The 13,271-nt window shown below is 68.5% G+C and carries 14 protein-coding genes and 3 pseudogenes; 6 read left to right on the top strand and 11 right to left on the bottom strand.

What is annotated here, in order from left to right; translation table 11 throughout:
- Window positions 1-356: 356 nt before the first annotated feature.
- Window positions 357-485 (bottom strand): hypothetical protein, encoded by a 129-nt coding sequence (locus ABT345_RS27555; protein ID WP_345087065.1) that lies wholly within the window; start codon window positions 483-485, stop codon window positions 357-359.
- A gap of 350 nt (window positions 486-835) precedes the next feature.
- On the opposite strand from ABT345_RS27555, the pseudogene ABT345_RS27550 reads away from it, so the two are divergent.
- Together ABT345_RS27550 and ABT345_RS27545 are read left to right on the top strand one after the other, a co-directional pair.
- Window positions 836-1,179: pseudogene (locus ABT345_RS27550) on the top strand (Tn3 family transposase); the annotation flags it as partial.
- 167 nt (window positions 1,180-1,346) lie between these two features.
- The gene (locus tag ABT345_RS27545; protein ID WP_345088120.1) at window positions 1,347-2,231 is read left to right on the top strand and encodes an amidohydrolase family protein; all 885 of its coding nucleotides are present in this window, start codon (window positions 1,347-1,349) and stop codon (window positions 2,229-2,231) included.
- A gap of 654 nt (window positions 2,232-2,885) precedes the next feature.
- Here the strand turns inward: ABT345_RS27545 and ABT345_RS27540 are convergent.
- The 4 genes and pseudogenes from ABT345_RS27540 to ABT345_RS27525 all read right to left on the bottom strand — a co-directional run bounded on the left by ABT345_RS27540 (window position 2,886) and on the right by ABT345_RS27525 (window position 4,257).
- Complete coding sequence (locus ABT345_RS27540; RefSeq protein ID WP_345087067.1) at window positions 2,886-3,503, bottom strand: hypothetical protein; 618 nt, start codon at window positions 3,501-3,503, stop codon at window positions 2,886-2,888.
- Between the two features lie 102 nt (window positions 3,504-3,605).
- Window positions 3,606-3,677 (bottom strand): annotated as a pseudogene (locus ABT345_RS27535) (CGNR zinc finger domain-containing protein); the annotation flags it as partial.
- A gap of 185 nt (window positions 3,678-3,862) precedes the next feature.
- Window positions 3,863-3,964 (bottom strand): annotated as a pseudogene (locus ABT345_RS27530) (hypothetical protein); the annotation flags it as partial.
- A gap of 2 nt (window positions 3,965-3,966) precedes the next feature.
- Window positions 3,967-4,257: a relaxase domain-containing protein gene (locus ABT345_RS27525; protein WP_345087069.1), complete on the bottom strand. Its 291-nt coding sequence runs from the start codon at window positions 4,255-4,257 to the stop codon at window positions 3,967-3,969.
- A gap of 111 nt (window positions 4,258-4,368) precedes the next feature.
- On the opposite strand from ABT345_RS27525, the gene ABT345_RS27520 reads away from it, so the two are divergent.
- Complete coding sequence (locus ABT345_RS27520) at window positions 4,369-5,079, top strand: hypothetical protein (RefSeq protein ID WP_345087071.1); 711 nt, start codon at window positions 4,369-4,371, stop codon at window positions 5,077-5,079.
- 341 nt (window positions 5,080-5,420) lie between these two features.
- On the opposite strand, the gene ABT345_RS27515 is transcribed toward ABT345_RS27520, so the two are convergent.
- Window positions 5,421-5,645: a hypothetical protein gene (locus tag ABT345_RS27515; protein WP_345087073.1), complete on the bottom strand. Its 225-nt coding sequence runs from the start codon at window positions 5,643-5,645 to the stop codon at window positions 5,421-5,423.
- Window positions 5,646-5,708: 63 nt separating this feature from the next.
- Entirely contained in the window at window positions 5,709-5,891 is a 183-nt protein-coding gene (locus ABT345_RS27510; protein ID WP_345087075.1) for a hypothetical protein, read from the bottom strand.
- A 352-nt stretch (window positions 5,892-6,243) separates the two neighbouring features.
- Here ABT345_RS27510 and ABT345_RS27505 point away from each other — a divergent pair, with 352 nt between their 5' ends.
- Window positions 6,244-7,077: an SDR family oxidoreductase gene (locus ABT345_RS27505; RefSeq protein WP_345087077.1), complete on the top strand. Its 834-nt coding sequence runs from the start codon at window positions 6,244-6,246 to the stop codon at window positions 7,075-7,077.
- 326 nt (window positions 7,078-7,403) lie between these two features.
- Here the strand turns inward: ABT345_RS27505 and ABT345_RS27500 are convergent, their stop codons facing one another.
- Window positions 7,404-7,886 carry a hypothetical protein gene (locus ABT345_RS27500; RefSeq protein WP_345087079.1) on the bottom strand — a complete coding sequence of 161 codons (483 nt, stop codon included), beginning with the start codon at window positions 7,884-7,886 and terminating at the stop codon, window positions 7,404-7,406.
- Between the two features lie 86 nt (window positions 7,887-7,972).
- On the opposite strand from ABT345_RS27500, the gene ABT345_RS27495 reads away from it, so the two are divergent.
- Complete coding sequence (locus ABT345_RS27495) at window positions 7,973-8,851, top strand: hypothetical protein (protein ID WP_345087081.1); 879 nt, start codon at window positions 7,973-7,975, stop codon at window positions 8,849-8,851.
- 442 nt (window positions 8,852-9,293) lie between these two features.
- Window positions 9,294-9,623: a hypothetical protein gene (locus tag ABT345_RS27490; RefSeq protein WP_345087083.1), complete on the top strand. Its 330-nt coding sequence runs from the start codon at window positions 9,294-9,296 to the stop codon at window positions 9,621-9,623.
- Window positions 9,624-9,726: 103 nt separating this feature from the next.
- On the opposite strand, the gene ABT345_RS27485 is transcribed toward ABT345_RS27490, so the two are convergent.
- The 3 genes from ABT345_RS27485 to ABT345_RS27475 form a co-directional block, all read right to left on the bottom strand.
- Window positions 9,727-10,098, bottom strand: coding sequence for a hypothetical protein (locus ABT345_RS27485; protein WP_345087085.1), 372 nt, complete (start codon window positions 10,096-10,098; stop codon window positions 9,727-9,729).
- A 28-nt stretch (window positions 10,099-10,126) separates the two neighbouring features.
- Entirely contained in the window at window positions 10,127-11,554 is a 1,428-nt protein-coding gene (locus ABT345_RS27480) for a restriction endonuclease fold toxin-2 domain-containing protein (RefSeq protein ID WP_345087087.1), read from the bottom strand.
- 757 nt (window positions 11,555-12,311) lie between these two features.
- Window positions 12,312-13,142 carry a PIG-L family deacetylase gene (locus tag ABT345_RS27475; protein WP_345087089.1) on the bottom strand — a complete coding sequence of 277 codons (831 nt, stop codon included), beginning with the start codon at window positions 13,140-13,142 and terminating at the stop codon, window positions 12,312-12,314.
- Window positions 13,143-13,271 lie beyond the last annotated feature (129 nt).

Raw genomic sequence — 13,271 nt, 5'->3', positions numbered from 1 at the left:
CACACACCCGAACTGCCCTCGCCCCCATCGGAGACCTCTCCCCGTCGTGTCCTTCATCGACCCCCAGAACGCTACGGAAGGAGGCCGGGGAGCGCCTCCCCGGAGGTCTGAGGATGCGACTCCACTGACACGTGCGCACCGCGGCGATGATGACCGGCGTCGCCCTGCTGGTGACGTGGCCGGGGACAGCCATCCCACCACCCGGTGCACGGACACCAAAAGTACGGAACCTACGATCACGCCGACACTCGCCGGAGCGGCACGGGCGCAGGCAGCGGCCGGGCACCGGGGCCGCCAGGCGGGCGCGGCACGGAAGCAAACCGCCGCAGCAGTAGGCCGGGCGGTCGTGTGCCCCGTCAGAGGGCCTTCAAGGCGCGGCGCAGCAGCGTCGCGGCCGCACGGGACGCGGTAGCGAGCGCACCGAGTCGGCGGGCGGCGGCGCTGGCCTCTCTCCCGAAGGCGCCGGCGGCGCGGGACGTGGTCATTGAGGTCATCCGGCCGGCGCCGCCGGACGCAACGCCGGCGCGTGCCTGTACCGGCAGGCCGGATACCGAAGGAGAGCTCGTGGTCCTGGCCGTACGCGCGGCAGACTCCCGCCAGGGCCAGCCGCCCGCTAATGCCACGGTGAGCCAGCGGGGCGTGCCTGCGCGGTCCACCACGGCCGCCGGGCACGACGACTGCTACTGATCCGGACTGGTTCCCCGCCCCGCTACCGGCGACTGTGCGCTGCCCGTTCCCGTCTGGACCCGCCCCGGTACATCGGCACAAGCGTGAGCGGTGGGCCCTTGATCATCGTCGGCCGGCGCGGCAGGCCGGTCCTGTGCCGGTTTCGGGGCTGGCCGAGTCGCATGCCGCGGACGTAGATGTCGCGGCATCATGGTCGGCGGACGGGGAGGTCACGCCGCGGACAGCTGTGATGGGCGCGGCCGCGCTGGTGGGTCGTTGGTGCCGCAGGACGAGGACTCGGCCGAGGTGGCGATGCAGGCGGCGCCGGCGACGCGGTACAAGACGGGTCGGCCGTTCCTCGCCCTGCTGGGCGAGTCGAAGGCGCTGGACGCGGCACGCGGCGAGGCGTGGGAAGTGGCCGCGGTGCAGCGGCTGTCGGCGCTGGAACGGCGGTGGGTGAAGGACAAGCCGCTGCTGCCGCGTGAGGTGGACGGCAAGCCGGTGTCGGCGGCGGGGTGCGAGGTGCCCGGGTGCCGCGGGCGTAGCCCTCGCTTCCCTCGGCCGGTGTCGCCGTCCCCGGCGGACTGGACCTCACCCGGCAAGGCAGGCAGGCTTCGCTGGACATGAGCGGCGGCAGGCCGTCCCAGAAGGAGGCAGTCCAGGTGAAGACCATCCCCCGCATGGCCACGGGCGGTGAGGCCGGTGATGTCCGCGGCTTTTGGACTGGACTCGGCCTGCCCGGGCTCATCGACGTTCACACCCATTTCATGCCCGAACGCGTCCTGCACAAGGTCTGGGAGTACTTCGACACCGGTGGGCCCATGATCGGTGGCCTGACCTGGCCCATCACCTACCGGCGAGAAGAAGCCGAGCGTGCCGCCCTGCTGCGCGACTTCGGCGTGCGGGCCTTCACCTCCATGCTCTACCCGCACAAACCCGGCATGGCCCGTTGGCTGAACGGCTGGGCAGCCGACTTTGCCCGCCGCACCCCCGACTGCCTGCACACCGCCACTCTGTTTCCGGAGCCTGACACCGCAGCCTACGTCCAAGAGGCTCTCGAAGCCGGCGCGCAGGTCTTCAAGGCCCACGTCCAGGTGGGGGCGTACGACCCGGCCGATGAACAGCTCCGGACGGCGTGGGGGCTGCTGGCCGAGGCCGGAACGCCCGTGGTGATGCACTGCGGCTCCGGGCCCGCGCCCGGTAAGCACACCGGTCCCGAGCCCGTCGCCCGCGTGCTCGCCCGCCATCCCGGACTGCGCCTGATCGTCGCGCACATGGGCATGCCCGAGTACGAGGAGTTCCTCGATCTCGCCGAGCGCTACGACGAGGTGCGCCTCGACACGACGATGGCGTTCACCGGCTTCATCGAAGACCTCATGCCCTTTCCTCGCAAGGCCCTGCCCCGTCTCGCCGGTCTCGGCGACCGCATCCTGCTCGGGACCGACTTCCCCAACATCCCCTACCCTTACTTCCACCAGCTCCAGGCCCTGGAAAGGCTGGGCCTCGGCCACGACTGGCTGCGGGCGGTATGCCACGACAACGCAGCCAAGCTGTTCCGCCTCTGAAAACAACCCGGAAACGACCGCCCTTCTCCGCGCGGGCCCGCTGCACCACTGCTTCCCCAGGGCCAGCCAGTAGGCACTCATCCGCGTGGATGGAGATCATGGAGCAGCTCGCCGGAGCCGCTCGCCGGACCCTGTCGGGCGCCGCCGGCGCCGGCCATCCCGGCGGCTGCGGTCTCCACTGCGGGCCATGGCGGGGCCTCTCCGGCCGCGACTTCGCGGGTGCGGTCCGCGAGCAGGGGCCGACGAGGGTTCGGCATCGAGGAGAGTGCGCCGTCGTTACTTCGCGCCGTCGCTGGACTCGTTCTCGCCCGTGAGGCCGTGCACGATGCGGTGGTCGCCGCTGGCACAGTGACCATCCGGGCGAGGCGTTCGAGCCGCTCGAACTGGTCGAAGCCGGACGTCCGCCTGCCCGGGGCATCATCAGCCACGTCTGCACGCATGGGGCCATGTCATCGTCGAAAGGCGGTCCACCTCCGGTAACTGACGTTCTGCTGCTGACCGGCCCTGAGAATGTGGCGGGCTTCGGCAGGTGTTGCCTGGTCGAAGCCTCCATGTTCGAGATCACGGTCTTCGTGCTCATGGCCGTACGGATCTTGCCCTGGGCCGTAGGCCCGCCCCGGTGCCGCCGGTTGTGGGAGGCTAAGGCTGCTGTGACTAGCTGTGGCGGGTGAAGATTTCACGGATGCTGGACAGGTCCGCTTCCTTTTCTTTCTCGTCCCCGTACCAACCGTCCTCGTCCCGGGCCGCCACAACGGTCTGCGGGGTGAAGTCCTGGCCGAAGCGGTAGGCGTCCAGGCAGTAGTCGAAGCCGGACTCGCCGAAGAGGTCCATCTGCTGGCGGCGGCAGTACTCCGTCAGGCCGTCGGCCACGTGCCAGCGCGTGCCGTCGTACCAGAAGACGCCGCCTGCGTAGTGGATCGTCCGGCCCGTCCCGGAGTCGGTGAGATTCAGTGACTCGTAGTTCTCGGGACGGTCACGGACCAGGGTGACGAGGGGCTCGGGGACGCCCTCGTAGAAGGACTCCTGGAGGGCGAAATCTCCCTCGGCGTAAAGATTCAGAGCGGACTCGTGATCGAACGTCAGCAGCAGCACTCGGCCATCCTCCGCGAAGTACCAGACCGCGGACTGGCCACCACCGTCGTTCCACGCCAGACGGTGTGCGCCAGGCACCGTCACCGGTTCGACCTCGGCAAGTTCGTCCATGATGGCTGCGCGGCGTCGCACTTCCGCGAGAGGCGTTGCTGCCAGGGCGTCCCACATTGCGTTGCTCATTCCTGGAGCGTAACCGCCACCTCTGACAACGCCGCCACCAACTGCTCGGCCGCCTTCCCCGCCGCTGCCGTTCTCGCTGGTCAGCACAGTGGCGGCCGAGCACCGGCGGCGCCGACGTCCGCGGGAGGTGTCGAGGAAGGCCAGGTCGCAGGTGGAGCCTTCGCATTCGTGCATTGCTTCCCGCTCGGGGGAGCACAGCAGGCAGATGGTGTCGTCCGCGAGCGCGGCGAGCAGCCGCTCCAGGCGGATCGGCTCGGCCAGACGGGCCCGTAGCCCGCCGTCGCCCCCCGGGTGCGCTTGCCGTACCCGATCACCGCCACCTCGTCCTCGATCCACTCCAACGCCCGCTCGATCGCCCGCTCGTGCGCGGCTTCGATCCCCCTTCGGGTCTCGTCGTCTCCCATCGCCCACAGGAGGTAGATCGTCGGCTGCGGCCGGAAGACGAAGTCGATGCCGGTCACCGTCACCCGGCGTCCGGGGCGCCGGCCTTGAACGCCTCCTTCGGGCAGTCGCCCCGGGCGAGCCGGTCTGCCTCGATCCGGTCCGCGTACGGGTGCCGGCCGCGCTCTCCGAAGAGGTTTCGCAGCTGCGCCTCGGTGACCTCCTCCCCCGGCACGAGTCCGAGCACGGCAAGTCCCCGGCCCATCCATCGCCCGGCCGGAACCCCAGCCTGCTCCTGGGCGGCGCGCAGCGGCGTGCGGGCCGGGCGGCGGCCGTCGCCGACGACGGTCTCGCGGAGGTGGTAGCGGTACATCTGACCGGCCCGGATGACCCTGATGGCTCGGCATCACCCTGATCGTGTGCGACCTGCTGCGGCACAGGCACGGCACGGCGTCCAACACAACGGAGAAGGCGAGCAGCTGAAGTGAGCAAGAGCAAGAACAGCCCCCTGAGCCGGCGCAGCGTACTGTCCGGGGGGCTGGGCCTGGCCGGGAGCAGCGCCCTGATGGCCACGGGCGCCTCCGGCACCGCCCACGCGGCCGGCAGTCCCCAGCCCTCCGAACGGACGACCGCATGGCAGACGAGCACGTCCGCCAACGGCTGGCAGGTCACCGACCACGACGGCATCGCCCCGCACCGGGTTGAAGGCTCCCCCATGACCGTGTCCCTGCGCAGCGGGGACACCGCTACGGTGCTGCTGCACGTGGCCCGCAGATACTTCTACGAGATCGACTCCGAGCTGAAGACCGAGGACATCACCGGCCACTCCACCGACCGCGCGGTAGCCGCCGCATTCGAGAGCGACTACCTTTCCGGCACCGCCATCGCCATCCGCCCTCACGCCTGCCCCCTCGGTGCCGACGGCTGCCTCTTCCCGCAAGACGTCGACGTCATCCGCGACATCCTCGCCGACTGTGAGGGGACCGTGCGGTGGGGCGGCGACGAGAAGTCGCCCAAGCAATCCCACTTCCAGATCGATGTCACGCCCGGCGACCCCAGGCTCGCCCGGGTCACAGCCAAGATCCACAGCTGGCAGGCCACTCCGGGCAAGGGCGCCGGCACGATCGACGCCTTCGTTCCGCAACGGCTGCGCGCAGCCCGCGATCTGGCGCACACCCAGCAGCGTGCCGCATAGACAGCCGATTCCGCCGCGGTGCCCCGGTCGCGCGGTCGGTCCGGGGCACGGGCGCATGGATTCTCACGGTGCGTGACGCTGCAGATCCAGCGCTGGTGGCTCGCAACAGGTTGTTGCGCCCGGCACCAGGTACCGGCGATCACGGATGGGGCCACGGATCGATCATCTCGTCGTGCGCCTCGGGCCGCCCGCTTGTCCACCGACGGAGGTGACTCCTCGGAAGCCGGGGCTCATCGTCGGTGATCACCCCCTGAAGCGCGAAGGCCCAGGTCAGGGATTATCTGTCCTGGGCCTTCGCCGAGCCGCCTAAAGGCCGTCCACCGGGTCTTCGCCTCCTGTGGTCAGGAAGCGAAGACCCGGTGGACGGCCTTGCCCGAGTAGGACATGCGGAGCGAGAACAAGAAGCAGGTCACCAGCTCGCCTGCCAGACGGATCGTCACGTCCCCGAAGTCGACCTCAGCCTGCTGGCCAGGCTGGTGGGTCTGCGGCACGAACGCTTCCACCGGGGCCTTGCCCGAGGCAGCGAGGATCTCCGGTTTCCGGTCGAAGACGTAGCGCCGGACCATCTGGTAGGAGACGTCGGCGTTGTGTTCCTCGACCAGCCGGTGGAAGATCCGGGTGACCGTGTGTCACTGTTTGCGCAGCGCGTCGAGGCCCGTCCGCAGCATTTCGTCGATGACCGGCTTGTACGGATCAAGCACGGTCGGCGGTGGCGGCAGCTTCTTCCGCGGTTCCGGCCGGACCGAGTCCACGGCCTTCTTCACGGTCCGCCACGACACGTTGTACTTGCGCTCAAGCGCGCGAATCTTCAAGCCCGCACGGTGGTCACGCCGGATCGCGCGTACAACTCGACCTTGGACATCTGCGGCATGACCAGGACCTTTCACCAGAAGCACCCCGATGCTGCCCTGGCAAGTACCCCAGCGCCGTCTTCGTGAACACCACCCGACCATGGTTCTGGGTGCCTCCCACACCCAGGCTCTGGCTCAACTTCTGTGAGGTGGCCACGCTCCGGCATGCCGACACGTGTTGGCGTACAGATGAACGTGCTCAGTCGAGTACGGATGTAACGGATGTATATGCCCAGCCACCTTCTTGACCTGAAGTGCGATTGAGGTTCTAGCGTGTCGTCTACTTGATCGCCTGATGACGGGAAACACGCCCATGATCCTCGTGACTGGAGCCACCGGAAACATAGGCAGTGCCCTGCTGAAGGAACTGCGCGCACGCGGTGCCGGGCCGCTGAGAGGGCTCACCCGTGATGCCGCACGGGCCGTCTTCCCCGATGGGGTCGAGGCTGTGGAGGGCGACTTCGCAGCGCCTGCATCGTTGAAGCCCGCGCTGGAGGGGGTGCGCTCTCTGTTTCTTGTGTCGCGTCTGGGCTCAGACGCCGACATCCTCGAAGCCGCCCAGCAGGCGGGCGTGGAGCACGTCGTGCTGGTGTCATCCATCACCGCCCAAACCCACCCGCACCTCGGCCCCGCCGGCGAGAACCTGGCAGTGGAGCAACTGCTCAAGGCAAGCGGCATGGCCTGGACGATCCTGCGGCCGACGCAGTTCGCATCGAACGCCCTGATGTGGGCCGCTTCCATCCGTGACCACGAGACCGTCCACGCGCCATACGCCGAGACCGCGCTGCCAACCATCCACCCTGCGGACATCGCATCGGTGGCACGCGTGGCACTGACCGAGCCCGGCCACCACGGACGCACGTATGCCTTGACCGGCCCAGAGCCGGTAACCGCCCGACAACAGGTCGAGACCATCGCGGCAGCACTGGATCGGGAGATTCCCTTCGCCGAGATCAGCCGCCAGCAGGCCCACGCGCAGATGGCCGCGGTCTTCGGCGCCGAAGCCGCGGACGCGGTGCTCGACGTCACCGGCGGAGACGTGAACCACGAGCTGCAGATGGTACGCGACACGGTTGCACAGATCACTGGAACGCCGGCCCGCCCGTTCCAGCAATGGGTTTCGGAGAACGCCAACGCCTTCCGTTGAATCGCCTGGGACTGAGCACGTTCACATGTACGCCGAGAACAGGACGCGCTTGCGGAGAGTGGCCGTGTCACGAGTTGAGCCAGAGCCACAACTCGTGAACACAGCCACCTATCGGGCCGCCGCTTCCGCAGGACCCCCTCCCCTGGCGCACGCCTTGACATCATCCTGCTCTTGATCGCACGACAGGAGAGTCAGCTCCTTCAGATCTGGCCACCGTGGCGGTGTCCCCAAGTCCCTGGTTGGAGCGGCTTTTCGTTCGTTGACCATCGGCCGCTGCTGGGCGCTCCGATTCGGCAGCTGTGGTTGCGGGCAATGCCGGTCGAGGTTCAGGCGGCGCGCTCATGAGCGTTGCTGGCCCCGAAGACGTCGTCGAAGGGAAGCGCATGACGGCTACTGACCAGGTGGTAGGCGCCACTGGTTGGCCGGAGCGTGTGGAAGGCGTTGTAGAGGACTTCCGCGGGCGTCAAAACTCGTAGGTCCCCCGGGACGTAGTACAGCGGTACGGGCGCATGGACGCCCATGAACCGCAGGCCTGCCAGGGCGCACTTGCGGGAGATGGCGTAGTTCTGGGACGAGGTGCTGGGCATGCGCGCTTTGGCGTCGATGGTGACCAGGTCGCTGCCGCGGGCTGCGATGAGGTCAGGAAAGTAGCGCAGTGGCGACTGTGTATGGCCCAGGGCTTGCTGAATCGGTGCCGGGTAGGTGCCCTGTCCGCAAAGGTGGACGGTCCAACCGCGTGCCTCAAGTGCCTGTTTCACGGTGCGTTCGTGCTGGTCTCCGATGGTCTTTCGTGCCAGCCAGTCGGTCACTCCTGCGCCTCCCAATGGGCCACGAACTTCGCGTAGTACGAAGCTCCACTGTTTTGTATTACCACCGTAGCGGCTATGGTGCCGCCATGCCGGAGTACGTTGACCCACGTTTTCGTCCCACGCTATGGCCTGGGTCCACCATCCCGATCCCACCCCTGACGCCACGCATCAAGAACGTGCGCGTGGAGGGTGACTGGATCCTGTGGACTCCCGCTCCCTTCGAGGACCTCACATCCGTAGAGCTGCCCGAGGACTTCTACCTGCGCGAGCTAATGGAACTGCCGGCCGACGACCTCGAGGGCGCAGCACGCATGATGGCGGCCTACGGCCCACTCTTCGGCGCCGACCGGGACGATCTGTCCTTTGACTCCGATGACGTGTACGAAAAGCTGCAGGACATCCCCAAAGCCGGTAGCGATCAGCAGCCCCATCCGTTCGGTGTGCACCGCGGCCTGGTGGCCATCTACGTGCGGACCGCGCAGGACGCGATCACGACATGGCTGGCCTGCCAACAGAAGGGCGGGCTCGAGGAACTTGTCCGACCGCACGTCACCGAGAAGACGCTGGCAGACCTTCGATCACAGACCCAGCACCGCGAGCAGCCCTGGCCGCAGTCGCTCGAGGAGTTGCAGGAGATCCTCATCGACGCCGAACTCACATCGCTGGAGGAGGTGCTGAACCGGGCCCTGGGTCGCTTCAGCATCGGCATCGGCGATCTCTCCGACCGCTACCCCACCGTCTACTCCGCGGCGTTCCTGCAGTTGTACAACCACCTCGTCGAAGGAGCCACCATCCACCACTGCGCCAACGAGAGGTGCGGCCGCGCCTTCGTCCGCCAACGCGGCCGCGCCGCATACCGCCAACACCGCACCACCGGCGTCAAGTACTGCTCCCGCGAATGCGCCCGCGCCCAGGCCCAACGCGAACTGCGCCGACGCCGCAAGCAAGAGGCCAGCAATCGCTGAATGGGCCATGACAGGCTGCCACATTCGTCTGCCGCCGCTCGACGCAGAGCCGTGAACACAACGCCAACGAACCGCTGCGACCGGTCTCGATGGACGGCGCGGCGGTGATTTGGTGGCGGCAGGCCGGCGGCGGGTGACGGCCATGACGGCGGGTGCGGGCGTGGGCGCCACGAGGTAGCGTGCCGGGACGGCGGCGCGGCGGCCGGACGGCGACGAGCAGCGGCCGGGGCACGGGGCGGATGACAGCGACGGCGCGTCGACGGCGAGCAGCAGGGACCGGGTGACGGCCACAGCGGACGCGGGTGACGGCGGGACGGCACGGCGGACGCGGGCAATGCGCCGGGCGGAGGAGCCGCGACGGCGCGGCGGCGGCCGGACGCCAGCTGCCAGCCCGGTGCCAACAACCCAGACGTCACCCAGGCCCATCAACAAGACGATCTGCGTGCCCGGCTGGATAAAGACCGTCCGCCCGCCGGTCTCCTACACCACCCCGTTGAAGGCCAAGCAGGTCGGTGAGTACGGCTACAAGGACACCAGCACCGCCGACTACGAGGAAGGCCAGCTCATCCCCTTGGAGTTGGGCGGCGCGCTCCGCGATCCGAAGAACTTGTGGCCCGAGCCCCGCTACGGCAACCAGCCGGCGGCCAGCAAGGGCTCCGTCGAAGGCAAGCACAAGACGGCGGTGTGCAACGGCACCGTCAAACTCGATGCCGCGCGCAAGGCCATCGCGACCGGCTGGACCACGGCCCTGTCGCAGACCGGTCTCAGCTGAACCACACTTCCCGTACACGTCAGGGGCCGCCTGCTGGCGGCCCCTGACACCATCAGGAACGGCATAGGGCGCCGGGCCAGCCCCTCCTCGTGCACGGCTGGCCTCAGCCGCCGAAGGACTGGGCGAAGGGCTCGGGGTCGGGTGAGAGGTCGACGGGTTCCAAGGTGGCATCGGCTTCGCTCCACCAGACTGCCGGAACGTCGGGGGCGAGCTCACGCAGGAGGCCGTGGACGATGCGGGCCGGCACTTCCGGGTCCTGGTGGTCGGGGAAGCGCAGCACGTGGTACTCGTCGTCGAAGGTGAAGGTGAGGGTGGTGTCGTCGAGGTGGATCTGCAGTTCGGTGGTGTCTCCGTCGTAGGTGTCGACGGTCGTGCCGGGCCAGAGGCGGGTGGCGGTGGCGGCGAGGTCCTCGGCGGTGAATGTCCAGCGGGCGCCTTGTTGCTGGTCGGCGCTGATGTAGTAGTGGTTGCCCACGGGGTCGTCCCTTTGTCGGTGGTGGCGGCTATTTCTCGATGCGGGTCTCGCCCGGCACATGTTCGGCAGCCAACATGGCGTCGTAGTACGCGGCGGCCTTCTCGTCGTTGGTGATGACTTCGAGGTGGTTGACCTTGTTGCGAGGGTCCTTGAAGGCCTCGGCGTAGCGTCGTGCCTCGTCCTCCTGGCTTTTCATCGTCGACTCGTAGACGAAGTCGGGGACGTTGTCGATGTTGCCCACCCGCAGGGGTGAGCGGCAGCTTTTTTGCTGGCCGATGTATTTGGCGTCGATCGCGGCGCCGTCCTCGGCGCGTACGCCGTCGGCGTTCATGCCGCCTTCGCGTCCGTTGTCCGTGGTCACGGGAGTGTAGAGGTTGTACTCGGTGGAGCCGGCCACCCGTATCTGGTAGGCGCGCCGGGCGTCGATCTTCGGTTTCTTGCCGGTCGGCTGCACGGCAGGGCTGGTGCGGCCGTCGGCGTCCATCTGGTTCATCCACCCGTGCATCTGCTGCCGGCCGGCAGGTGACAGGGGCGGGAAGGCGCTGTTCGGGGAGCGGGGCAGGGGCGGCAGTCCGCCGGTTGGCGTGGGGGTGTTGGCCGCGGCAGATGTCGCGACCAGTGTCATGGTGGCGCCGGTGGCTGCGGGGATGACGATGCGTGCTGCGGCGGAGTCGACGACGGCGGCGGCTTCGGCCAGGACGGCGAGTTCGGCGCCGGCCTCGACCTCGACGGTCATGGCCGCGGCGGCGGCACCGGCCCCGGCGATGAGAGCGGCCTCCCCGCCGGCTGCCACGGCGTCGGAGGCGCCGACGGTGAAGAAGGTCAGGGCCACGCCGACCACGGCGACGCCGGCGGCGCTCTCCGCTGTGTGTTCCAGGTCCTTGCGCAGGTCCTCGATCTTCTGCGCGTAGGTGCGGCATGCGGCGGCGAGTTGCTGGCAGGCGGTGGCCAGGGTGTTCAGCAGGGGCCCGGTGGTGGTGCAGTCCACGAACATTTTGGACCAGTTGTTGGCGAAGGCGTCGACCGCCTTGCCGCGGCTGCCGGAGGTGACCTTGCGGGCCCGGAGGTCTCCCTCGAGGCCGAGCCGGCTGATCAGCTCGCCGACGTGCTGCCAGTCGCGGGCCGCCTGGCGCAGCTTGTCCGGGGCGCCTTGCGGCCAGAACCTGGCGGTGATCTCGCGCACCGCCCAGTTGGCACGTCCGACGGCGGTGGGGATCTCGACCGCGCGGGGCTCGCTGCTGCACTGCGGATCGGCGGAAGCCGGGAGCTGCTGCGGCTTCATCATGCTCGCCGAGACGTCCGCGTCGGTGCGGATGTAGTTCATGGCCATCGTGTAGAGACTGTTGGCCGTGCCCCCGAGGTGGGCTACGGCCTCGCCCAACGCGTTCACGACCTTCTGGGCCTCCGGGTCGTACTTCCCCGCGAATGCGTGGCCGACGGCGTCGTCTCCGGCCATGCCGGCTGCGTCGTCCAGCTAGCCGACCAAGCCCCGATGTATCTGCACCGCCCATGACTGAAGGTCCGTGAAACCGGACGAGGAGACCAGCATCTGCGGCGGGTCCACGTGAGAATCGCTCATTCGCCCCCCTGAAGTGTCCGTACGACCCTAGCCACCGGCGATCGCACCACGAGCCGTATTCGCCACGCTGCACCTGCAGCAGCGCATGCCTGAGCACCCAACCGGGATGGTGCGGGCGGCGGGCGGCGCAGGCTTCCCATGGCGGTGTCCGGAGCGCAGAGTCCGGTGCTCAGTGAGGTGCGCCCGCTCCGAACTGTCGCCCCGCGGGACGCGCCCAGGTGGAAATACGGGCCCGACACCGCACCGTCAAGCAGCACATCATCTGGTACCGCACCGGGACCCACGATGTCCTTGCCGGCCGTGGTACTTCGAACGGCGGCGGATGGCCCCGGGGACGTCATGCCCCGGGGCCGCGGTCTTCCGGCTCGTGGTCAGCTCTCCTCGCCGGCGGTGCTCTTGGCAGAGGGAGTCAGGGCCAGATCGAATCTCCCCGCTGTGCGGCTGCCCGGGTGGTTTGGGCGAGCGCGGTGCCGGGTCGGCGGTGCGGGCACAGGTCAGGCGTCGCCCGCGAGGGTCTGGTCGTGGGCTGCCGGAGCGGCACGTGCGGAGAAACCTCCGGGTGCCTCCGGGTGTGACGCGCTCGATCGTGCTGTGCGAACGAGGAGCTTTCCCGGGCCCTGGTCGGACTGGCGGTTCAGCGCAGTCCGGCGAAGAGATCGTTCTCGGGTACGGCCGCGCCGGTGGTGTCCTGGACACGTACGAACGTCTCCATGCCCATCAACTCGCCGAACCTCGCCTTGCCCATCTTGAGAAAGAATATGTTCTCGCCCTGACTGGCATGCGCGGCAAGCGCGTCGAACTTCTGACCGCTGAATGCGGTGGTGTCCACCCAGGTGGTGATCTCATCGTCGGGGAGGCCGATCTCGGCCAGCGCGGCGGCCTCGGCAGGATCCGGCTCCGGCATGTCCCCGAACTCGCGCATGATCTCCCCGAACCGCTGCATCGCTGAGCGGGGCATCGTCGTCCAGTACACCTTCGGTGTCAGTCCCGTCTTCTCCAGCGCCGCCATCGTGATGCGGTGGGCCTGGATGTGATCGGGGTGGCCGTAGAAGCCGTTCTCGTCATAGGTGACGACCACATCGGGTTGGTAGTGCCACATGAGTTCCGCCAGTCGGGCGGCGCCTTCCTCCACGGGGGTCTGCCAGAAGGATCCAGGGGCTTCGTTGCTCGGCCAGCCGACCATCCCGGAGTCGGCATAGTCCAGCATTTCCAGATCGCTGATCTTCAGGGCTTCGCAGCTCGCCTTCAGTTCTTGACGGCGCATCAAGGCGACGGCCGCCGGATCGTGCCCGGCATCGCCCGGTTTGGCACCCCCCGGTCCATCACCGCAACCGCCGTCGGTACACGTCACGAGAACCGTGCGCATGCCCTCCGCCGCGTACCGCGTGAGGACCCCTCCGGTGCTGGTCGCCTCGTCATCGGGGTGGGCGTGCACTGCCATGAGCGTCAAGGGCCGGTCAGTCATGAGCAAGTCCTCCAGTAGTAATACGGCTCGGCCCGCGTGCGCGGCGGGCTTACCACGATCCGTCCCGAGGCCCGGATTCCGGCAGGCGGACGACCTTGCGGTGTCGGTGTTCCCCGCCTGTGCGGCGTC

Source organism: Streptomyces sp. NPDC000404 (assembly GCF_040300365.1).
GTDB lineage: Bacteria > Actinomycetota > Actinomycetes > Streptomycetales > Streptomycetaceae > Streptomyces > Streptomyces ramulosus.
Note: the sequence above shows the minus strand (reverse complement) of the source record. Positions and strands in the feature narration are given on the sequence as shown.